Raw genomic sequence first — 20,639 nt, 5'->3', positions numbered from 1 at the left:
TCTACTTATGAATTCATTCAGTTTCAACGCGTTCGCGTATCACCACTGCGGGGTTGCCACGGCAAATCTTATTTGCCGGTAGCGATTTAAAAACGCTGCTGCGTGCACCAATAACCGTGCCATCGCCAACAGTAATACCAGGTGCAACAAAGACATCCGTCGCCAGCCAGCATTTTTCGCCAATCACAATCGGCGTGGCATTAATATCAAAATGCGGACTCATAAAATCATGACTGCCGGTACACAAATAACACTTCTGAGACACCACGGAATGCGCGCCGATGGTAATTTCACCCAGGGTGTATAACACCGCGTCATCCCCTACCCAGGCATAATCACCGAGCGTTAATTTCCACGGATACGTAATTTTGACTGACGGACGAATAACCACATTTTTGCCGATTTTTGCGCCAAACATTCGCAGCAAAAAAGCGCGCCAGCGATACAAAACCTGCGGCGACCAGGCAAATAATGTTGCCTGCACAGCCCACCACAATTGCACCTTAATTCCATTGCCGCCCCGAAATCCTTTGGGAACGGAAAAACCACTGAGATCCTGCATAACCTTCCCTTATATTCAGACTTTGTTATATAAGGCTTTCGTTTTGCCCGTCGTTTTCAGACGGAATAAATAGGATAATTCCGCCCAGAAGCCCGGCACGCGTAATATATTGCGCTGCACTTTTTTGGCATCCTGGCATAATTCCAGATTATTTGAGGTTGACACGCCGCCCATGGAGAATTCAGACACCAGGCCTTTAATTCGACGGAACGGATAACCTGATTTATACAGGCTGGCAGCCAGCGCATAATCAGATGACACCTTATATTGCAAATCATAGGGCTGTTTTTTCAGCCCGGCTGTCGGGAAGAAAATTGCCTGATGGCTTGCCGGTAAACTGTGATAGATATACCAGCCGGGTTTCGCGCTACGGCACACTTTATTGCCGTCACCAAAATCCAGTAGCGCATCACCGATAACCATGGCGTCGTCTTTCTGGCGTGCAAGTTGACGCGCAAACAGCGCCACGTCTTCGTGGAAGATATCGCCTGAATTCAGGAAAATGGCATAGCGCCCTTGCGCCATCTCGATGCCTTTATTCATCGCATCGTAGATGCCTTTATCTTTCTCACTGATGTAGCGTAAGTTGAACTCCCCGTTAAGTTTTTCGAGAAATTCAGCCGTGCCATCGTTTGAACCGCCGTCAACCACAATCCATTCAAACGTGAGGCTGGGATCGCGTGCCAGGTTGCGCAGCGAGCGCCAGGTTTTTACTACCCCTTCGTGATTGCGAAAGGCGACAGTAATGACGCTAAGAAACATAAACCACCCCACTTTGTCATGACTGCGTAATATTGAGCGCTTTACGCAAAATAAACGGACACACAATTAAGAACGCATATTCCGGGCTAAATATTGACCCGGTAAAAAACAGCGACACCGGCGTAAAAAGATAAAGCTGCACACGAAAGTTTTGATTATCGCCAAAGGCATTGATCATCATTTTGAAAACTTTAAACATGTACCACAGCGTTAACAGCACTGCGAACCATGAGAAATAAATAATCAGCAGATACAGACCATTGTCTATGGTTTTACCGACGTCCGCACCGTTAAAGATTCCGAATGATGCAACATATTCATAAAGTGAGCCAAATCTGACTACGCCATCGATATGGGTTAAAGAATACCCAACCATCACCAGCGGCCCAATAATTCGATAATAAGATGACGAGCCTTCCGTGCCTAAATCACCCAGACGCGTGGCGATGTAGGGAAATGCAAAAACAATACCCACTAAAAATACGGTTAACGAAATTATTGCTAACGGTAGTTTTTTCTTGATCGCGTCTTTGTTCAGATACTGAAATGCCCATTCAAGCAGGTAAAACAGGATAAACGTCATTACCCCAGAGAATGAGCCTGACAGAACAATCCCTGCAAGAATCATAGCATCGGTCTTGGGGGTTTTGATACCAAACTGTTTGATGCTCAGCCAAATTGAGATTAATGCCAGAGCAAAAAATGCCGGTTCAAAATAAAGCGCCGTGGTTCGCTTGCCACCAAATTTAATGAAATTCAGAACATAGCTATTACTGTAAATCAGATATTTCGAAATTATTTCCATCAGGCTACTGCCGCCGGTCAAAATAATTTGCGCCATTTCTAATGCAGCAAGCACAACAATGAACGTCACGGCAATATAAAAGAACCTAAGGATTTTCCTATAATTGTGCGGAGAAATTGTTTTAAAGCGAATACTCCACACCATGCCGATAATAATCACGATATAGACAAACAGCATGGTAGAGGTAACGTATTTGCTCGCGTCCAGCGACTGACCAAAAAGATAGTTGAAGGCCGTTAAGCCAAAACCTAATCCCAGTGCAATCATCAGCTTCTTAAGGCTGATTTTCTCAACGTACAGCAACAGCAAAACGGGCAAGAAGGTGACGATGGTTATCGGGAAGCTTTCGCCGAGCTGGGCAATTTTGACGTTGACCAGCAGGTAGATAAGCGGAAGCAGCAGATAACTACAGATTCTGATAGAACGAGACATACTCCTCCAGCATCTGTTGGCCGCTGTACGCTTTACGGCTGCGGTTGCGGAACGATTCCAGGTCAGTGCCAAAAACCGCCTCCGCGATGTCTGCCTTGGATTGTTGCACCAGCGGTAAAACCGCCTCTTCGCTGAAGGTTTTTCCGCCCGATTTTTCCAGTACTTCGCGTGCCGCATCGCTGTGAGTCGCAATGACCGGCACGCCAATGGACAACGCTTCGCACAAAATCAGCGGATAGTTATCCACGCGCGAACTGAATACCAGAGCATCCATTCCGTTCAGGGCGCTCATCAGCTTGCGCTTGTCCGTTTCGAATCCGTGGTTTGTGACGTTAGCGCCTTCAAACGGTGAGAATTTACCGAAGGTATGCAGCTCAATTTTGTCACCGAGCGCCATCATGTCGCGCACCAGCTGCTGATTGGTTTTCCCGTCGTAGCGCAGATCGTGGGCCACCACGGCGATTTTCGGTTTACCGGGCGTCACCGCCACCGGCGTGAGCTCTGCCAGAATTTCTTCTGTCGCCACATCAATACCGTTGTTAATGATCTGGCAACGGCCCGGGCCGTACAGACTATTAAACGCATCGGCGACGTGTTGGCTTGGCGAGATAAACGTACACCCCAGCGCCAGCATGTCGCGGAACAGCTGGCGTTTGCCGGCCACCAGCTTGTGCGCGCGATCCACTTTCACCGGGGGATAGTTAGAAAGTGTCGGACATTTCTGGCAGTGTGTTTTCCAGCCTTCACAGCCGTCGGTAAATGCGCAGCGCCCGGTGACGCTCCAGTGATCGTGTAAGGTCCACACGAATGTAGTGTCCGGTTTGTGCGCCTGCACGTTCTCGCAAAATGCCACCACCTCTTCCAGATTGAGCCAGTAGCTGTGCAATACGTGGAAATGCAGTACCACCGGCCCGCTGGTGCGGGTCACGGTACGATAAAGACTGTTGAGATTGCCAAACAGATCGCGGTTAAACAGACGGAACAGCGCGATGTTCGCAATGGACGTCAGGCGCGGCGTCTGCTTTAAGACCTGCGGATAATCATCATGACTGACGCTTTTTTTACCACCTTTGCCATAGCCGTAGACAAAACGTGACTGCAGACCTTTCTGCAGCGCGCGTTGATGCAGATCCAGCGCGACGCCAGCCGCCCCGCCTTCTGCCAGGCGAACGTTAAATTGCAGAATATTCATTTGATGACCTTCACACGGGCTTTTTCACCGGTGACAAGCGCGTTATCAGGAATGCTGTCCAGCACCACGCTGCCCGCGCCGATAGTGACGTTATTCCCCACGGTAATTTCACCGATCATGACGACGTTTGCGCCCAGTTCGACATTGTTGCCAATCACCGGGCACGCCAGACTCGCCGGACCACGGTTGCCGATGGTCACGCCGTGACGAATCGTGAAATCATCACCCGCGACGACAAATTTATTGATCACCACGGCATAACCATGATGAATGGTAAAGCGTCGCCCGATAGTGGCTGCGGCCTGAATTTCGTAACCAAACAGGCACTCGGTGATAATGCGATACAGCACCAGAATCGGTGCCGCCCACAGATTATTGAGGACATTTTTTTTGCGCCAGACGGAGCAAAAATGCGCAATGCGGTACGCCAGAACCATGCAGCACGGGCGCAGGCTCCAGCTGTTGGCGCGGAAATCTTCCAGAATCATTATTTCCCCCGCAGCCCATCAGCCAGACGCTTGGTGTTGCGCACGGAAAAGAGCGTCAGCAGCGTGCGCCAGTTCATGCGCTTGTTGCGGATCTGATACAGCGTAAAAAGCTGATATTTCCGGCTGGCACGGTCAAACTTGTCTTTGTGCTTGCGGTAAAAATGGAAGTAGCCAGAGAATTTCTTTGGCGACGAGGTGATTTGCATCTCGCCGTGATTGATATGCAGAATTTGCGTGGCGTCGTCCACTTTCCACGGTTCGCCATATTCCACCACCATGCGCAGGAAAATGTCGTAATCCTGCGCGGCTTTCAGTTCGGTATCAAACAGACACTCTTTAAAACGCCACGCCCAGGTAAAGACCTGGTTGCCAATAATGTTGCGCTTGTAGAACAGGCGGCGAGAGTACGGTGATTTTGGGTACAACGGCAGGCTCGCCGGTTGGGAGTAGACTTCACCCTCGCAGATATAGTCATTGGCGTACAAAAAGGCATGCGTCACCAGCTGATGCTTATGCGCCAGGAAAATGGACAAGCGGTTTGGCGTCCATTCATCATCATCATCAATACCCGTGATGAACTCGCCAGTAGATTGCAGAATCGCCTGGTTTCGCACCGCGCACGCACCGGAATTCACGTTATTGTGAACATATTTGACCCGCGTATCGCCCAGCTCTTCAACGAACTTCTGCAGCTGCTCATAAGACGAAGAGCAGTCATCGACGATGATCATTTCCCAGTTGTCGTAGTCCTGACGTAATACCGATTTAATCGCGCGGATCGCCAACTGCTGACGATTCCAGGTCGGCATATAAATGGAGATCAAAGGGCGTTGTGTTGTCATTTTCTTCCCCGAATGGCTGTTTTTATTACTTGCCCTGCATCCCTACCCTCTCCACAAGGGGCGAGGGCGGAAAAGACGTATCGCGCTGTCACCCTCTTCTTATGAGCAGAGGGTAACGGTGAGAGGCAGGCGGTTATTTACTGTCGGACTTGTACTCGTACTCGTAATACCCGTAATCCTGGTATCCCGTCGCACGGCGGAAGATGGAGTTCAGAATCACCCCTTTCACCTCGATGCCGTTCTGCTCGAAGCGATTCAGGCTGGTTTCCACTTCCTTCAGCGTGTTGACCGCATAACGGGCCACCATCAGCGTGGTGCCAGCATGGCGACCCACCACGGCGGCATCGGTCACGGCCAGAATCGGCGGGGTATCAATCAGGACGAGATCGTAATGTTTGCTCGCCCACGCAATCAGTTGAGTGAAACGCTCGCTCATCAGCAGTTCGGAAGGATTGGGTGGCACCTGACCGCGCGGCACAAGGTCAAAGTTAGTAATCGACGTCGGCTTGGCGCACTGCTCAATCTCGCCTTTGCCGAGCAGAATCTCAGACAGGCCGTTGACGTTGTTGGTCCCCAACAGTTCGTGGGTATAGCCCTTACGCATATCGCAGTCGATCAGCAGCACGCGTTTATTGGTTTGACTCACCACCGCCGCCAGGTTGGCGCAGACGAAGGTTTTACCAATCGATGGACTGACACCCGTCATCATCAGGACGTTATTTTTGGCCTGCATCATGGCGAAGTGCAGGCTGGTTCGCAGGCTACGCACCGCTTCAATCGCCAGGTCCGTTGGATTCCCCACGGCCAGGAGTTGACTCTGTTTGTAGCGTTTAACCCCTTTAACGGTTTTGACGCTATCACGCGATTTCTGCCATTCCGACAGCGGGATGCTGGCGTAAACGCTGATCCCATTCTCTTCGAGCACCTGTGGGCTTTCGATTCCGCGATTGAACAGGGAACGCAGCAGCACGCCCATAATCGACAGCATCAGGCCGAGAATAATGCTGCCCAGAACGATCAGTGCTTTTTTCGGTTTGAGCACGCCCGGTTGGGTGATCGCCGGGTCAACGATACGGACATCGCCAACGGTACTGGCTTCGGTGATCTTCAGCTCCTGCTGTTTGTTCAACAGCTGCATGTACACCTGCTGGCCGGATTCCACATCGCGGGTCAGACGCACAATTTCCTGCTGGGTTTTTGGCATTGCCGTTACGCGGTTATTGAGTTTTGATTTCTCATCTTCCAGCGCCTGACGTTTTTCCAGCAGCGTGCGATACGCCGGGTGACGTTTGGTGTAGAGCTTCGAAATTTCCGCTTCTTTGAACGTCAGCTCATTCAGCTGCGCGTCGATGTTGACCATCGAGTCGAGGACGGATTTCGCCTCCAGCGGCAGATCGACCGAATCTTTATCCTGACGATAGGCGTTCAGCTTGTTTTCAGCTTCATCAAGATGCGCGCGCACTTCCGGGAGCTGTTTTGCCAGGAAGGCAAGGCTTTTTGCCGCCTCTGCTGACTTACGCTCGACGTTTTGCTCAAGATAATTACGGGTAATGCTGTTCAGAATGTCGCGGATCTTATCTTTATCTTCACCGGTAAAGGTCATGCTCAGGACACCCGTGTCCTTACCATTTTCCGTGACGGTGAGATTGCCCTGCAGATTGTTGATCATCCCCAGCATCGAGAATTTGGAGACGGTGAATTTGCCGCCCTCAGCCGCCTTGATGTCGCTCACCATCATGGTCACGCCGTTTTTGGTCAGCATCTGTCCCACTTCGCCACGCGCGCTGAACCCGGCGTCGCTGGTGAGCTGGTACTGTTTTGGCCCAAGAACTTCAAGCGTGAAGACCTGATCGCCCGCCCCTTTTGGCAGTTCAAAGGTGGTCACTTTGACCATTTCATTTTGACGGCCCATCAGCCTGTCCCAGCCGGCACCAAATATCGGGAAAGTATCTTTGGTGACACCGATGTCGAGATCGAGATCGTCAACGGTTTTGCCGAGCACCAGACGCGACTGAATAAGCTGAATTTCAGCGTCCGACGCCGGTGGTTTATTCGCCAGCGCCGAGCCGATATCCTGAACCAGTGAGTTGCCCGAGTTCTGCTCAATTTGTACCAGCGCATCGGCGCTATAGATTGGCGTCGCAAACAGGGTGTAAATCACGGCGGCTAACGCAAATACTGCGGTAATGCCCAGCACCCACCATTTCGCCTCAACGACCGTCCCAACCAGACGACCAATATCTATTTCATCACTGCCCGAAATCGGGGCGGCAGAAGGTTTTGTTTTTTCTGTCATTGTTATCCCTGCTGAGCTTTCAGTGCCTGCGCCCACTGTTGGGCAGACTGGTCAAGTAAGGTATAAACCGCCTCAAAGGCCTCACGGCTTTTACGATACGGATCGGGAATTTCGCGTTCACCGTCCCAGTGACCAAACAGCATCACTTTGCCGCGCATCTCCGGAGCGAGTTCACACAGCGCATGGATATGGCGTTTTTCCATCGCCAGGATCAGGTCGTAATCCCGACACATCCGGCCCGAAACCTGACGGGCAACGTGCCCGTCGAGGGAGAGGTCATGTTCCTGCGCCACGTTCGTTGCGCGCTCATCAGCCCCTTTACCGACGAGCGCCCCCAGCCCTGCTGATTCCACGATCAGATTGGGCTGGTAATTTTTCAGCAGCCGTTCAGCCGTGGGGGAACGGCAAATGTTCCCCACGCACACCACCAGAATTTTGTTAAACATCGCGATTACCAGGTATGAATGTTGCGCGCCGTATCCGTCATGTAGCGGACGCCACTGATGGTTGGCAGCAACTGGTTGATCAGACGGTTCCAGCGGGCAACCGGTGCCGTGGTGACGTACACCACATCGTATGGCTGGAGGCGGAACTCGGTTGCCATAACCAGAGACGTCGCATCGGACATATCGAGCTGGTAGATGTTGGCAATTTTGCCTTTGGCACTGCCCTCGCCTTTCAGCGGACGGATAACGAAGATGCCGCTGGCGTTAGACGCCGTCATGTCGAGGCCTTCCGCATTGCCCAGCGCTTCGGTCAGGGTCATGCCGCTGAAGTCCATTTTGAGCGTGGTTTGTTTCTTCACTTCGCCCATCACGAACACTTTCAGATCGTCATTGCGCGGAACAAACAGGATGTCGCCCGGATAGAGCAAACGGTTTTGGCTCAGATCGCCGTTCTGCATGAGCGCCTGGAGCGAAATGCGCTCTTCTTTACCGTCGTGCGTCAGCACCACGTTGCGCCAGTCAGCGGCATCGGTCAGACCGCCCGCCGTGTTAATCGCATCCAGAATCGTCAGCGGTACGTTAGTGATCGCCTGCTGGCCCGATTTATTGACTTCTCCGGACACATAGGCTTTTTGCGAACGGAACGCGGCGATATTAACGTCTACCTGCGGATCGGCGATGTACGTCGCTAAGCGGCCGGTAATATCACTACGAATTTCTGCGAGCGTTTTCCCAACGACGTGAACTTTGCCGATATAGGGATAGAACATCGTGCCATCTGGCTGGACCCAGTTACCGGTGTCGCTTGAACTACGATATTGTCCGGCAGGGGTAGTCAGTTCAGGGTGATCCCAGACGGTCACGCTGACGACATCGCCCGGACCTACGCGGTATTGGTAGCTCGCAATTTCCTGGTCCAGAGACATATTTGGTTGCGCCACGTTGGGACGCGGGCGTAATTGTTCGACAAGACGCGGCGTTAATGGATAAACATTCACCATTTTGTCGAGATCAAAATCAGCATCCTGTTGCTTGATCACATCCTTGCCCACTGTTGACATATTGCTGCCGGGAAAGACCGTACAACCACTCATCAAGGTCACAGACACCAATAATGGCATCAATTTCATTTTGGATTTCATCATTGATTATTTATCACTTTGGCAGAGTAATTATCCTGTGCAATTTAAATAAGCGCGGATCGTTTTGGCATTCAGAATGCAGTTAATCAAAAAGAAATATAACTGGCATCATTCCTAAAAAAAACTTATTCACCCACTGGCTATTGACAGAATAATCGAGGCTGATTCACACGCTTTCAGGCACGCTACCGCCCTTGGCTTTCAGTTACCAATCCACTGACGAAACAATGTGTTATGGATAGACACCCTCTTAAAACTGGTTTCCGCGGATATATATACCCGGCACATTTAGCAGCCAGACCGAATTGAAATTCAGCCCCGAAGACCAGTACAAAAATAGCAACAAGAAGATTTAGCATTTGATGCTGCGGGAATTGTTGCAGCTAACCTAATATCAGGCAAGGAGACATCCGCCCTAATATTCGTTTTTAAGAATAATATTAAGCGCAAACTTTCGTGGTTTTAGGAATTTCTTCATATTGACTTATAGCAATCTTAAATTAGCTGGTGCGATATTTCCTAATTATTACCACAAATAGAAATTTAAACTTCCCAACAGAAATAATACGGTTATTACCATGAGGTATTTCCCCGCATCGATTAAGAGAAATCTCAACCCGGCATTGCAATTTCCGCCCACATTATCCATGATCGAAGTGTGACAACTGTCATATAACTAAAGGTACTGCAATTACTATGGAATGGATTGCCGATCCGTCAATCTGGGCCGGGCTGGTGACGCTTGTTGTCATCGAATTAGTCCTGGGCATCGATAATCTGGTGTTTATCGCCATACTGGCCGATAAATTGCCTCCGGCGCAGCGCGACCGCGCACGCGTAACCGGTTTGCTGTTGGCGATGGTGATGCGCCTGCTGCTGCTGGCCTCTATCTCCTGGATGGTCACGCTGACCAAACCCCTTTTTACCTTCCACGACTTAAGCTTCAGCGCGCGCGATCTGATCATGCTGTTCGGTGGGCTGTTCCTGCTGTTTAAAGCCACGGTCGAACTGAATGAACGACTGGAAGGGAAAGACAGTGATAATCCCACCCAACGGCGCGGCGCAAAGTTCTGGCCGGTCGTGGCGCAAATCGTGGTCCTCGACGCGGTCTTCTCCCTGGATTCCGTGATTACCGCCGTGGGCATGGTCGATCACTTGGCGGTGATGATGGCCGCCGTGATTATCGCCATCACCCTGATGGTCATGGCGAGCAAAGCGCTGACCCGTTTTGTGAACAGCCATCCAACCATTGTCATTCTGTGTCTGAGTTTTCTGCTGATGATTGGTTTTAGCCTGGTGGCAGATGGTTTCGGTTTCTCCATTCCTAAAGGTTATCTGTACGCGGCGATTGGGTTCTCGGTCATTATTGAGACGCTGAATCAGTTGGCGATTTTCAATCGACGCCGATTCCTGTCCGCAAATCAGACATTGCGTCAGCGCACTGCCGAGACGGTTTTGCGCCTGTTGAGCGGTAAAAAAGAAGATGCCGAACTCGACGCCGAATCCGCTTCGCTGCTTGCCGATCACGACGACAGCCAGATTTTTAACCCGCAAGAACGACGGATGATTGAGCGGGTATTGAATCTGAATCAGCGCTCCGTCAGCAGCATCATGACGTCGCGCCACGACATCGAGCATATCGACCTTAACTCACCAGAGGCGCAGATACGGGCGCTGCTGGATAAGAATCAGCATACCCGTGTAGTCGTCACAGGCGGCGATGAAGAAGACGATTTGCTCGGCGTGGTGCACATCATTGACCTGCTGCAACAATCTTTGCGCGGCGATCCGCTGGATTTACGCGTGCTTGTCCGTCAACCGCTGGTTTTCCCGGAAACCTTGCCACTGCTGTCAGCGCTTGAGCAGTTCCGTAATGCCCGAACCCACTTTGCCTTTGTGGTGGATGAATTTGGTTCTGTCGAAGGTCTGGTCACCCTCAGTGACGTGATGGAAACCATCGCGGGGAATTTACCGAACGAAATCGATGAGATAGATGCGCGGCACGACATTCAGAAAAACGCTGACGGATCCTGGACGGCTAACGGCCATATGCCGCTGGAAGATCTGGTGCAGTATGTTCCCCTGCCGCTGGATGAGAAACGTGAATATCACACCATTGCCGGATTGTTGATGGAATACCTACAGCGTATTCCGAAGCCGGGCGAAGAGGTCCAGGTGGGCGATTACGTGTTGAAGACGCTACAGGTCGAAAGCCATCGCGTACTAAAAGTGCAGTTGATACCCCTGCGCGGGGAAGATGATTTAGATTACGAAGTGTAAAACAGAGCCGGGCAAGCGTTTATCGCGCTTGCCAGGCTAGAGATCAAAGCTTATCGATCAGCTTCTTCACGTCCTTGCCGTTTTGCGAATCCTTGTTTTTGTCCGCCCAGTCATTCAGACGACGCTTCGCTTCATCTTGCAGATGTTTACGCAGAATCTGGTCAACCTGGAGGCTGTAGTTTAGCTCCTGCCATTTTCCGTAAACGTTGAGTGGAATAGGCGTTTCTTTCAGGAAGTCGATCAGCTTGCCCTCCCCTTCCCAACCGGACAACACGCGGACGTTGAAACGCGTGTCCGTCGTCTCTTGCACCAGATCCATGGTGCCTGCACCCGTCAGGTCCAGAAGTGAAGATTGCCCCTTCATCTCGTCAAGCTTCAACTGGCCGTCATTCAGCGTCAGATCGGCCGTGAAGCTATCAAGCCGCGTCGCGCTGTCATAATTTTCAGTGGCTTTGACGCTACTGCTGCGTTCGACAGCCTGCTGCACCAGCTGCTGGAAATTCAGGCCTTCCATGCGAGTATTGGTCAGGTCAATGTGTGCCGTTCCCTGCCAGCTGCGCCGGAATGCTTCAGCATCAATTTTATCGCCGGAAAAATCACCCGCCATCGTCAGATTGCCGGTTAACGCGATAGGATAATTGAAGGCATTGAGGATTGAACCGATCTCAATGTTGTCCAGACGTGGCTGGAACTCGGCTTTCGCCATGCCCTTACGCACATCCAGAATACCCGGCAGCGAAATATGCCCCGCGCCCATTTGACCACTCAGTGCGGAGATAACCAGCAGGCCATTATGGTTAAGCATCTGGCTACTGACATTGGTGAAATCCATACCACGCCAGCGCACAGCGTTGGCTTTAAGCTGGATATCCGCGGTGAAGCTGCGCAGCCCGTTATAGTCCGGTTGATCGACATTCGAGGCAATAACAGGACGCGTTTGTGTAGACTGATTTTGCCCCTGCTGCACCGCTTTATCGTCGGTAGCGACAGGTTGAGGCGCCAATAGATTCTCCAGATTCAGCTTGTCAAACTGGAGATCAAAGACCCATTTCGGCTGTTCACTCAGCACGACGCTAGCGCGCCCTTTCAGGGCACTGTCGTTGGCTTGCAGGTTAAGATTATTCAGTTCAAGCTGCTTGCGATCTTCGCGCCAAATCCCCTGCAAACTGCCCTGCCCGGTAATCCCCTGGGTAGGCAAATCAACACCGGACAGCTGCCAGTTGAGCTGGGTGATATCCGCTGTAAGCTGATGCGGATAGTCGGACGCATTGACGTTTGCATTCATCGACAACGTCAAGTCGCGCTGATTTCGGTTTATGCGCCCTGAAAAATCAACTGTCGCCACATGGTGTTGATCCTGTTCCATTTTGAGGTTGATATTACGCAGTGTGACCTGCTCTTCACTCTCATGCTGGAACACCAGAATGCTGTCCACCACCTTCAGATTAGCGATATCAAACGACCAACCGGCATCTTCAGCGACGTCAGGTAACGAATTTTCATGCGGCGCGACCGGCGCATTCTCTTTTCGAACCGCTTCGGTTTGCGGCGTAAGTTGAATGACCGCGCCTTTCAGCATCACCTGCTCCACCTGCAGCTGATGCGACAGCAGCGGCATTAAGGCCACATCGAGGCGCATATTGTCTGCAGTGACCAGAGGAACGGAGGCACCAGGCGCTGTCAACGACATCCGCCCGGACAGAATGCTGAGCTGCGGCCAAACGTGCCAGCGAAGTGACCCATCCAGCTTCAGTTCATACCCGCTTCGTGCTTCGACCTGCCGCACCATATAGCTGCGGAAATCATTGGGGTTAACCAGCAGAACTAACGCCGACAGGCCAGCGACGACCACCACCAGCAAAATCATCAGCGTCGTAAGAACTCTTCTCATGGCATCCTCGGTGAACGGCCTAATTTCAGTCTTTATCGATACGACTGGCAACCGCACCCTGCTGATCGCGATACTTTGCATCCTGCCGGCGGTTATAAGGACGATCGGCCGGGCCGGTTAACGGCTCGAAGCTCAGCGCACCGATCATCATTCCGGGACGTAATGCCAGAGGCAGTTTCCCGGCGTTGAAAAACTCCAATACAATATGACCTGACCAACCTGGATCGATACGGTGTGCGGTGACGTGAACCATCAATCCCAGCCGCGCCAGTGAAGAACGCCCATCGAGCCAGCCAACCAAATCAGCAGGCAATGTGACGGATTCAAACGTGACCGCCAGCGCCAGTTCGCCGGGATGCAGATAAAAGGCTTCACCTTCTTCCAGCACGATTTCGTCACTCATCACACGATCAAGCGCGGCGCTGACTTCGTCTTTCGGCCCGCTCAAATCGATATAGGCAGCGGTATGACCACTAAACGTGCGGAATTTATTGCCCAGACGCACATCAACGGTCACGCCGTTAATTCGCTCCACGGGTGGACGCGGGGTGATAGACAGACGGCCTTCGTCCAGCCAGGCTTCTATATCACGGTCACAAAGACGCATGCCACTTTCTCCTTTCGTGCATCAAAACCTGAAGCCATACTGGCTTCAGGGCGTATCAGGTTAGTTCCGAACGGTACACAATTTGCGCGAATTATTCAAAAAACTGACTGATTTTCGCTTTCAGAATATCGATGGCAATGCGGTTTTTACCCCCACGCGGCACGATGATATCGGCGTATTGTTTAGACGGTTCGATAAATTGCAGGAACATCGGCCGTACCGTTTTTTGATATTGCGCCATGACGGAATCCATCGAACGGCCACGCTCGTTGACATCACGTTTGATACGGCGCATCAGACAAATATCCAGCGGTGTATCGACAAAAATGGAGAAGTTCATCGCTTCGCGCAGGCGCGCGTCGGTCAGCAACAAGATCCCTTCCAGAATGATGACCTTTTTCGGTTCGATGTGAATCGTGTCTTGCGTACGCGTGTGATCAACGTAGCTGTAGACCGGGAGATCAATAGGCGTGCCGTTTTTGATCATTTGTAAATGCTGGAACAACAGACTGTGATCCATGGCATTGGGATGGTCGTAGTTGGTTTTTACACGCTCTTCCATCGACAGATGCGATTGATCTTTGTAATAGCTGTCTTCGGGAATGACGCCGATGTGTTCATCACCAACCTGATCGCGCAGTTCACGATAAAGCGTACTGGCAATAAGACTTTTACCTGAAGCCGATGCGCCGGCGATGCCGATAATGACGCACTGATGGGACTTATCAGTCATAAATTTAGCGACCTGATTAACCTGGATGTAAAGGAAGGACGACGCCGGAGCGTCAAACGCCGCAATTATAGGGATTTCGCTTGCGTGATACTAGTCGTAAGCGCAGCTAATGCGTGAGTCATTCCAAAGTCGCTCATTTCTCCCTGACGCAAATTTTGATGGTCAATTTTAACGCATTCATGAAGAAATTTCTGCTGACTAAGTATTTAATAACTCTATGATGACAAATTATGAGCAGTCGGCATATGAATTGTAAATTGTTTGTACTAGCATAATCCAAATTCAAATTTCAACTCGTCCGGACCTGGTTCCTGGCGGCATGGCGTCCCTGGATAAAGCGGTAATGAATAAACAATACCAGCGCGTTTTGGTTACTACCCCACATCCAGCCCTACGGCTTGTCAGTCTCGGTCTGGTAACGTTCATCTTTACCCTTTTCTCGCTCGAACTGACTCGATTCGGAACGTTGCTGGCACCGCTGTGGTTCCCGACCTCTATCATGATGGTTGCGTTTTATCGCCATGCAGGGAAAATGTGGCCGGGTATTGCCCTGGCCTGTTCACTGGGGAATATTGTCGCTTCAGGCTTATTGTTCTCCTGGGAAGCGATTAACTTCTGGTATCCCACGATAAATGCTATCGAAGCATGTGTGGGCGCGCTTCTGCTGCGTAAAATGTTGCCCTGGTACAATCCTTTAAAAAATCTTGGCGACTGGATACGTCTGGCGATCGGCGGCGCCGCGATCCCGCCGTTGCTGGGTGGCGTTCTGGCCTGGCTTCTGGTTCCCAGCGAGGAGCCACTGCGTAACTTTTTGGTGTGGGTATTATCGGAATCTATCGGTGCGCTGGCGCTTGTCCCGCTAGGACTGCTGTTTAAACCGCACTATTTACTGCGCCATCGCAACCCAAAACTGCTGCTTGAAACGCTCGTCACCCTGGCGGTCACGCTGGTGCTGTGTTGGATTGCGATTACGTTCCTTCCCTGGCCGTTTACCTGCGTCATCGTATTGCTGATGTGGAGTGCTGTGCGCCTCCCGCGGCTTGAAGCCTTCCTCGTTTTTTTGATCACGGTGATGATGGTGTCGCTGATGATGGCGACCAATCCGACCCCCATGACCACCCAAAATACCGGTGTCATGCTGAATGCGCCCTGGCTACCGTTCCTGATGATGCTGCTTCCCGCGAACGTCATGACCATGGTGATGTACGCCTTTCGGGCCGAACGTAAGCACATTACCGAAAGCGAAGAACGTTTTCGCAACGCCATGGAATATTCGGCGATTGGCATGGCGCTGGTCGGGATCGATGGCCAATGGCTACAGACCAACAAAGCCCTTTGTGAATTTCTTGGCTATTCCCAGACCGAGCTGCAATCCCTCACGTTTCAACAATTGACCTGGCCTGAAGATTTACATATCGATCTTGAGAGTCTGGAGCAACTGGCGCGCGGTGACATCAACAGCTACTCACTGGAGAAACGCTATTACACCCGTAACGGCGAAGTCGTGTGGGCGCTGCTGACCGTATCGGTTGTGCGTCATACGGACGGATCGCCGCTCTATTTTATTGCGCAAATTGAAGACATTAATGACCTTAAACACACCGAATGGGTGAATAAGCGCCTGATGGAGCGTATTACGCTGGCGAACGAAGCCGGTGGCATTGGCATCTGGGAATGGGACCTGCAGCCTGACGTGATCAGTTGGGACAAACGCATGTTCGAGATGTATGAAATTCCGGCGCACATTAAGCCGACCTGGCAACTCTGGAACGACAGCATTATTCCCGAAGATCGCGCTTACGCCGAGCAGGTTATTCGCGATTCTCTGATGGCCAGAGTGCCCTTTAAGCTTGAGTTCCGCATCCGCGTGAAAGAAGGCGTTCGTCATATCCGTGCTTTGGCTAATCGGGTTCTCAATAAACAAGGTGAAGTCGAACGACTGCTCGGCATTAATATGGACATGACTGAAGTTAAGGAACTTAACGAAGCGTTGTTCCAGGAAAAAGAGCGTCTGCACATCACGCTCGACTCCATCGGTGAAGCCGTGCTCTGTACCGATGTCGATATGCACGTCACCTTTATGAACCCCGTCGCAGAGAAAATGAGCGGCTGGACGCAACAGGAAGCGATGGGTCAGCCGATTTTGAGCGTGTTACACATCACGTTCAGCGAAAACGGTCCGCCGATGGAAAATATTCACAGCGGCGATATGTCACGTTCCGACATTAATCAGGATGTGGTGCTGCACAGCCGCACCGGAGGAACGTTCGATATTCATTACAGTATCACGCCATTAAGCACGCTGGACGGGCAAAACATCGGTTCCGTGCTGGTCATTCAGGATGTCACCGAATCGCGTAAAATGCTGCGCCAGCTCAGCTACAGCGCCTCGCATGATGGTCTCACTCACCTCGCAAACCGCGTCAGTTTTGAAAGCCATTTAAAGCGCCTGCTGCAAACCGTTCATGACACGCATCAACGCCACGCTCTGGTGTTTATCGATCTCGATCGCTTCAAAGCGGTGAACGATACCGCAGGGCACGCCGCGGGCGATGCGCTGCTGCGCGAGCTCTCCTCGCTGATGCTCAGCATGCTGCGCTCCAGCGACGTATTAGCACGTCTGGGTGGCGATGAATTTGGTTTGCTGCTTCCGGACTGCAACGTTGAAAGTTCGCGCTACATTGCCGGGCGCATCATTCACGCCATCAATGATTACCAGTTTATGTGGGAAGGTCGTCTGCATCGTATCGGTGCCAGCGCCGGGATTACGCTGCTTGATGACACCAACTATCAGGCTGCGGACGTGATGTCTCAGGCCGATATCGCCTGCTATGCGTCGAAGAATAACGGCCGTGGCGTGGTAACGGTGTATGAGCCGCAGCAGGAACGTATTCATAGCGCGCGGGGCATGATGTCGCTGGATGAGCAGTGGCATATGATCAAAGACAACCAGCTGCTGATGACGGGCCGTAGCGTGGCCTCCCCACGCATCCCGGAAAGCAGCAACTTCTGGCTCATCTCCCTGCGACTGTGGACCAGCCAGGGCGACGTCGTGGAAGAACAGGCGTTCCGCTCTGGTTTGATGGAGCCGGATCTGTTACATGCGTTGGATCGCCGGATCTTCCAGACCTTTTTCCGTACCTACGCAAGCCAGGTCGCCACCAAAGGAATGGGCGTGGCGCTGCCGCTCTCTGCTGAAGGGCTATCCAGCACGACGCTTGTAAGCGAACTGCTCGATTTACTGGAGAAAAGTCCTTTGCAGGGGCGCTTGCTGCACTTGGTTATCCCGGTAGAAACCCTGCAGAACCAGGACATAAACATTCAGAATGGATTACAAAAACTCCGTCTGGCGGGATGCCGAATTGTGCTGTGTCACGTCGGGCGCAACATGGATGTATTCAACCATCTCATCCCGCACATGGCGGATTATCTGTTGTTGGATCCTGAACTCGTCACCAACGTTCACGGTAATCTGATGGACGAAATGATGGTGTCTATCATTCAGGGCCACGCCCAACGACTCGGCATGAAAACCATCGCCGGGCCGAGTAACCAGCCCTTGATGATGGATACGCTTTCCGGGATTGGTATCGATTATATCTACGGCGACTGTATTGCCGAGCCGCGCCCGTTAGAGCTGCTGCTCAATACCAGCTATTTCGCGATCAACTAGACCCCAGCCCTTACGCATCGGGCATTTGCACGTCTGGCATCCAGCCGTCGGTGTACCAGATATGCAGCAATGCATAGGAACGCCAGGGCTGCCAGCGCTGGGCGTAGCGGCGAATCTGCGCCGGGGTCATACCGGCAAAACGCTGTTTAATCAGATAATCATCCGGTAAAAATACGTCTTTCGCCTGCCAGCCGCGTAGCGCCAGATAGTTCGCCGTCCAGCGCCCTATCCCCGGACGGGTTTGCAGCGCCTTTACTCCCGCGTCAATATCCTCCGGCGGTCGCAGCGGAAATGTCCCCTCGACCACCGATTGTGCCAGATGAATCAGCGATTCTGCGCGCTTAACGGGCATCCCTAATGCCTTTAGCGCCAGCGGATCGGCACCAGCAAGAGCCGCGGCCGTCGGGAAACAACGGTATTGAGGGAAATCGTTTAGCGGTTCACCACACAACGCTACAACTCGCGACGCCAGCTTTGCCGCCATCGATACGCTCACCAGCTGGCCAAGAATCGCCCGCACGCCCTGTTCAAAGGCATCCATTGAGCCGGGTAGACGTAATCCGGGCCGCGCCGCGCCCAGGTCGCCTAACGTCGCGGCGATTTCCTGCGGATGGCAGCCGAGGTCGAACAGGCGATCGATGCGCTCAAGACACTCGTCTGCGACGGGAATTAGCCCTTCGCTGAGCGTAACGCGCAACGTACATCTGTTAATATCAGGGACGACGCGAAACACCCCCTGATGCCCGTCACAGGCGAAACTGCGTTCGTAATACTCCTCAGTGACGGTTTCGATGCCCGCCACCGCACGCGCACTCAGAAATCCAAACATCCATTGCCAGTCATAAGGTGGTTTCCAGTTCAGGGTATACATCGCTGCTCCTTTTCATCTGCTCCTCAGCATAAACCGTCTTTCTGTGCGCTGCCTTGCTTTCATATTCCAGTTGTCGCGAGCGTAACATTTCGCTAAAGTCTCGCCCCTTCTCAACGGCATGGGGATTTCGTCAGTGTTTATTGGATTTGACTACGGTACGGCAAACTGCTCAGTGGCAGTGATGGACAACGATCGGCCACGTCTGCTGAAAATGGAAAAAGAGAGTACCCTGCTGCCGTCGATGCTGTGCGCACCGACGCGTGAGGCGGTGAGCGAATGGCTGTATCGTCATCATCAGGTGCCTGCCACCGCTACGGAAACCCAGGCGCTGCTGCGTCGTGCCGTGAATTTCAACCGCGAAGAAGATATTGATGTAACGCCGTCGAGCGTCCAGTTCGGATTAGCCTCGTTGGGCCAGTACATCGACGATCCGGAAGAAGTTTACTTCGTGAAATCGCCAAAATCCTTTCTCGGTGCCAGTGGACTCAAGCCCCAGCAGGTCGCGTTGTTTGAAGATCTGGTCTGCGCCATGATGCTGCACATCCGTCAACAGGCGCAAACGCAGGTGACGGATGCAATTACGCAGGCGGTGATCGGACGCCCCATCAACTTCCAGGGCCTGGGCGGCGATGACGCTAACCATCAGGCGCAGGGTATTCTTGAGCGTGCTGCGCATCGCGCCGGTTTCCGTGACGTGGTGTTCCAGTATGAGCCGGTTGCTGCCGGTCTGGATTTTGAAGCCACGCTGCGTGAAGAAAAACGCGTGCTGGTCGTCGATATCGGTGGCGGGACCACCGACTGTTCGCTGCTGCTGATGGGCCCTGAATGGCACACGCGCCGCGATCGTGAAAACAGTCTGTTAGGCCACAGCGGTTGCCGCGTGGGTGGTAACGACCTGGATATCGCGCTGGCGTTTAAGAGCCTGATGCCGCTGCTCGGCATGGGCGGACAGACCGAAAAAGGCACCGCACTGCCTATTCTGCCGTGGTGGAATGCCGTCGCCATTAACGACGTCCCGGCGCAGAGTGACTTCTACAGCACCGCCAACGGCCGTTTCCTGAACGATCTGATGCGTGACGCGCAGGACGGTGACAAAGTGGCGCTGCTGCACAAAGTCTGGCGTCAGCGTCTGAGCTATCGCGTAGTACGTAGCGCCGAAGAGAGCAAAATTGCGCTCTCTGAAGCACCAGAACACGCCGTCACGCTGCCGTTTATCGGTGATGAACTGGCCACTGCGATTTCGCAGCACGGGCTCGAAACCGCGCTGTCTCAGCCGCTACAACGCATTCTGGAACAGGTGCAGCTGGCGCTGGAAAACGGCAACGAGAAGCCTGACGTTATCTATTTGACCGGCGGTAGCGCCCGTTCACCGTTGATCAAAAAAGCGCTGGCGGAACAGCTGCCTGGCATTCCGATTGCGGGGGGTGATGATTTTGGCTCGGTGACCGCCGGACTGGCGCGCTGGGCGAAGGTGATGTTTAGTTAAGCGTAGCGGATTGCTCTCTCCCCTCCTACAGGGAGAGAGAACCCCTATAGCTATAGCCATCGAATCGTCACAGAATTCGAGAGTTTCGAAGCGAGGCCCTAGTCCGGCTGAAAATCGCCGAGATGTTTCCC

The 20,639-nt window shown here is 52.5% G+C and carries 16 protein-coding genes; 3 read left to right on the top strand and 13 right to left on the bottom strand.

The features are described 5' to 3' along the window. Window positions 1–13: 13 nt before the first annotated feature. The 9 genes from wcaF to AC0LWE_RS12935 form a co-directional block, all read right to left on the bottom strand. Window positions 14–562, bottom strand: a complete 549-nt coding sequence (gene wcaF / locus AC0LWE_RS12975) for a colanic acid biosynthesis acetyltransferase WcaF (protein ID WP_015959667.1) — start codon at window positions 560–562, stop codon at window positions 14–16. Between the two features lie 15 nt (window positions 563–577). Continuing rightward, on the bottom strand, window positions 578–1,324 hold the full coding sequence (wcaE, locus tag AC0LWE_RS12970) for a colanic acid biosynthesis glycosyltransferase WcaE (RefSeq protein WP_131488703.1): 747 nt from the start codon (window positions 1,322–1,324) through the stop codon (window positions 578–580). 16 nt (window positions 1,325–1,340) lie between these two features. Continuing rightward, window positions 1,341–2,561 carry a colanic acid polymerase WcaD gene (gene wcaD / locus AC0LWE_RS12965; protein WP_131488705.1) on the bottom strand — a complete coding sequence of 407 codons (1,221 nt, stop codon included), beginning with the start codon at window positions 2,559–2,561 and terminating at the stop codon, window positions 1,341–1,343. After that, window positions 2,536–3,753, bottom strand: a complete 1,218-nt coding sequence (wcaC, locus tag AC0LWE_RS12960; protein ID WP_219347598.1) for a colanic acid biosynthesis glycosyltransferase WcaC — start codon at window positions 3,751–3,753, stop codon at window positions 2,536–2,538. The genes wcaD and wcaC overlap by 26 nt, the downstream gene beginning before the upstream one ends. Beyond that, on the bottom strand, window positions 3,750–4,238 hold the full coding sequence (gene wcaB / locus AC0LWE_RS12955; RefSeq protein WP_096759587.1) for a colanic acid biosynthesis acetyltransferase WcaB: 489 nt from the start codon (window positions 4,236–4,238) through the stop codon (window positions 3,750–3,752). Before wcaB ends, wcaC begins: the two co-directional genes overlap by 4 nt. 2 nt (window positions 4,239–4,240) lie before the next feature. Then, window positions 4,241–5,083 (bottom strand): colanic acid biosynthesis glycosyltransferase WcaA, encoded by an 843-nt coding sequence (gene wcaA / locus AC0LWE_RS12950; protein WP_219347597.1) that lies wholly within the window; start codon window positions 5,081–5,083, stop codon window positions 4,241–4,243. A 133-nt stretch (window positions 5,084–5,216) separates the two neighbouring features. Next, window positions 5,217–7,379 (bottom strand): tyrosine-protein kinase Wzc, encoded by a 2,163-nt coding sequence (wzc, locus tag AC0LWE_RS12945; RefSeq protein WP_219347596.1) that lies wholly within the window; start codon window positions 7,377–7,379, stop codon window positions 5,217–5,219. Window positions 7,380–7,381: 2 nt separating this feature from the next. Beyond that, entirely contained in the window at window positions 7,382–7,825 is a 444-nt protein-coding gene (gene wzb, locus AC0LWE_RS12940) for a low molecular weight protein-tyrosine-phosphatase Wzb (RefSeq protein WP_059179534.1), read from the bottom strand. 5 nt (window positions 7,826–7,830) lie between these two features. Continuing rightward, a complete protein-coding gene (locus AC0LWE_RS12935; protein ID WP_059179533.1) occupies window positions 7,831–8,970 on the bottom strand; it encodes a polysaccharide export protein in 1,140 nt (379 codons plus the stop codon). A gap of 693 nt (window positions 8,971–9,663) precedes the next feature. Here AC0LWE_RS12935 and AC0LWE_RS12930 point away from each other — a divergent pair. Beyond that, complete coding sequence (locus AC0LWE_RS12930; RefSeq protein ID WP_059179532.1) at window positions 9,664–11,247, top strand: TerC family protein; 1,584 nt, start codon at window positions 9,664–9,666, stop codon at window positions 11,245–11,247. 43 nt (window positions 11,248–11,290) lie between these two features. Here AC0LWE_RS12930 and asmA read toward each other — a convergent pair whose 3' ends face one another. From asmA to udk, 3 genes are all read right to left on the bottom strand, one after another. After that, window positions 11,291–13,138: an outer membrane assembly protein AsmA gene (gene asmA / locus AC0LWE_RS12925; RefSeq protein ID WP_219347595.1), complete on the bottom strand. Its 1,848-nt coding sequence runs from the start codon at window positions 13,136–13,138 to the stop codon at window positions 11,291–11,293. A gap of 25 nt (window positions 13,139–13,163) precedes the next feature. Beyond that, entirely contained in the window at window positions 13,164–13,745 is a 582-nt protein-coding gene (gene dcd / locus AC0LWE_RS12920; protein WP_059179530.1) for a dCTP deaminase, read from the bottom strand. Window positions 13,746–13,836: 91 nt separating this feature from the next. Then, window positions 13,837–14,478: a uridine kinase gene (udk, locus tag AC0LWE_RS12915; protein WP_015959679.1), complete on the bottom strand. Its 642-nt coding sequence runs from the start codon at window positions 14,476–14,478 to the stop codon at window positions 13,837–13,839. 343 nt (window positions 14,479–14,821) lie between these two features. Here udk and AC0LWE_RS12910 point away from each other — a divergent pair, with 343 nt between their 5' ends. Then, on the top strand, window positions 14,822–18,151 hold the full coding sequence (locus tag AC0LWE_RS12910; RefSeq protein WP_474265528.1) for a diguanylate cyclase: 3,330 nt from the start codon (window positions 14,822–14,824) through the stop codon (window positions 18,149–18,151). 10 nt (window positions 18,152–18,161) lie between these two features. Here AC0LWE_RS12910 and alkA read toward each other — a convergent pair whose 3' ends face one another. Next, window positions 18,162–19,022 (bottom strand): DNA-3-methyladenine glycosylase 2, encoded by an 861-nt coding sequence (gene alkA, locus AC0LWE_RS12905; RefSeq protein WP_219347594.1) that lies wholly within the window; start codon window positions 19,020–19,022, stop codon window positions 18,162–18,164. A 133-nt stretch (window positions 19,023–19,155) separates the two neighbouring features. Between alkA and yegD the strand changes: the two genes are divergently transcribed. After that, a complete protein-coding gene (yegD, locus tag AC0LWE_RS12900) occupies window positions 19,156–20,508 on the top strand; it encodes a molecular chaperone (protein WP_219347593.1) in 1,353 nt (450 codons plus the stop codon). Window positions 20,509–20,639 lie beyond the last annotated feature (131 nt).

The organism is Lelliottia sp. RD5 (assembly GCF_056032945.1).
The sequence above is the reverse complement of the archived record's forward strand: the minus strand, read 5'-3'. Positions and strand labels throughout refer to the sequence as shown.

Coding starts and splice junctions, on each gene's coding strand:
- wcaF (WP_015959667.1), bottom strand. CDS start 562: ATGCAGGATCTCAGTGGTTTTTCCGTTCCCAAAGGATTTCGGGGCGGC.
- wcaE (WP_131488703.1), bottom strand. CDS start 1,324: ATGTTTCTTAGCGTCATTACTGTCGCCTTTCGCAATCACGAAGGGGTA.
- wcaD (WP_131488705.1), bottom strand. CDS start 2,561: ATGTCTCGTTCTATCAGAATCTGTAGTTATCTGCTGCTTCCGCTTATC.
- wcaC (WP_219347598.1), bottom strand. CDS start 3,753: ATGAATATTCTGCAATTTAACGTTCGCCTGGCAGAAGGCGGGGCGGCT.
- wcaA (WP_219347597.1), bottom strand. CDS start 5,083: ATGACAACACAACGCCCTTTGATCTCCATTTATATGCCGACCTGGAAT.
- wzc (WP_219347596.1), bottom strand. CDS start 7,379: ATGACAGAAAAAACAAAACCTTCTGCCGCCCCGATTTCGGGCAGTGAT.
- wzb (WP_059179534.1), bottom strand. CDS start 7,825: ATGTTTAACAAAATTCTGGTGGTGTGCGTGGGGAACATTTGCCGTTCC.
- AC0LWE_RS12935 (WP_059179533.1), bottom strand. CDS start 8,970: ATGATGAAATCCAAAATGAAATTGATGCCATTATTGGTGTCTGTGACC.
- AC0LWE_RS12930 (WP_059179532.1), top strand. CDS start 9,664: ATGGAATGGATTGCCGATCCGTCAATCTGGGCCGGGCTGGTGACGCTT.
- asmA (WP_219347595.1), bottom strand. CDS start 13,138: ATGAGAAGAGTTCTTACGACGCTGATGATTTTGCTGGTGGTGGTCGTC.
- dcd (WP_059179530.1), bottom strand. CDS start 13,745: ATGCGTCTTTGTGACCGTGATATAGAAGCCTGGCTGGACGAAGGCCGT.
- udk (WP_015959679.1), bottom strand. CDS start 14,478: ATGACTGATAAGTCCCATCAGTGCGTCATTATCGGCATCGCCGGCGCA.
- AC0LWE_RS12910 (WP_474265528.1), top strand. CDS start 14,822: ATGAATAAACAATACCAGCGCGTTTTGGTTACTACCCCACATCCAGCC.
- alkA (WP_219347594.1), bottom strand. CDS start 19,022: ATGTATACCCTGAACTGGAAACCACCTTATGACTGGCAATGGATGTTT.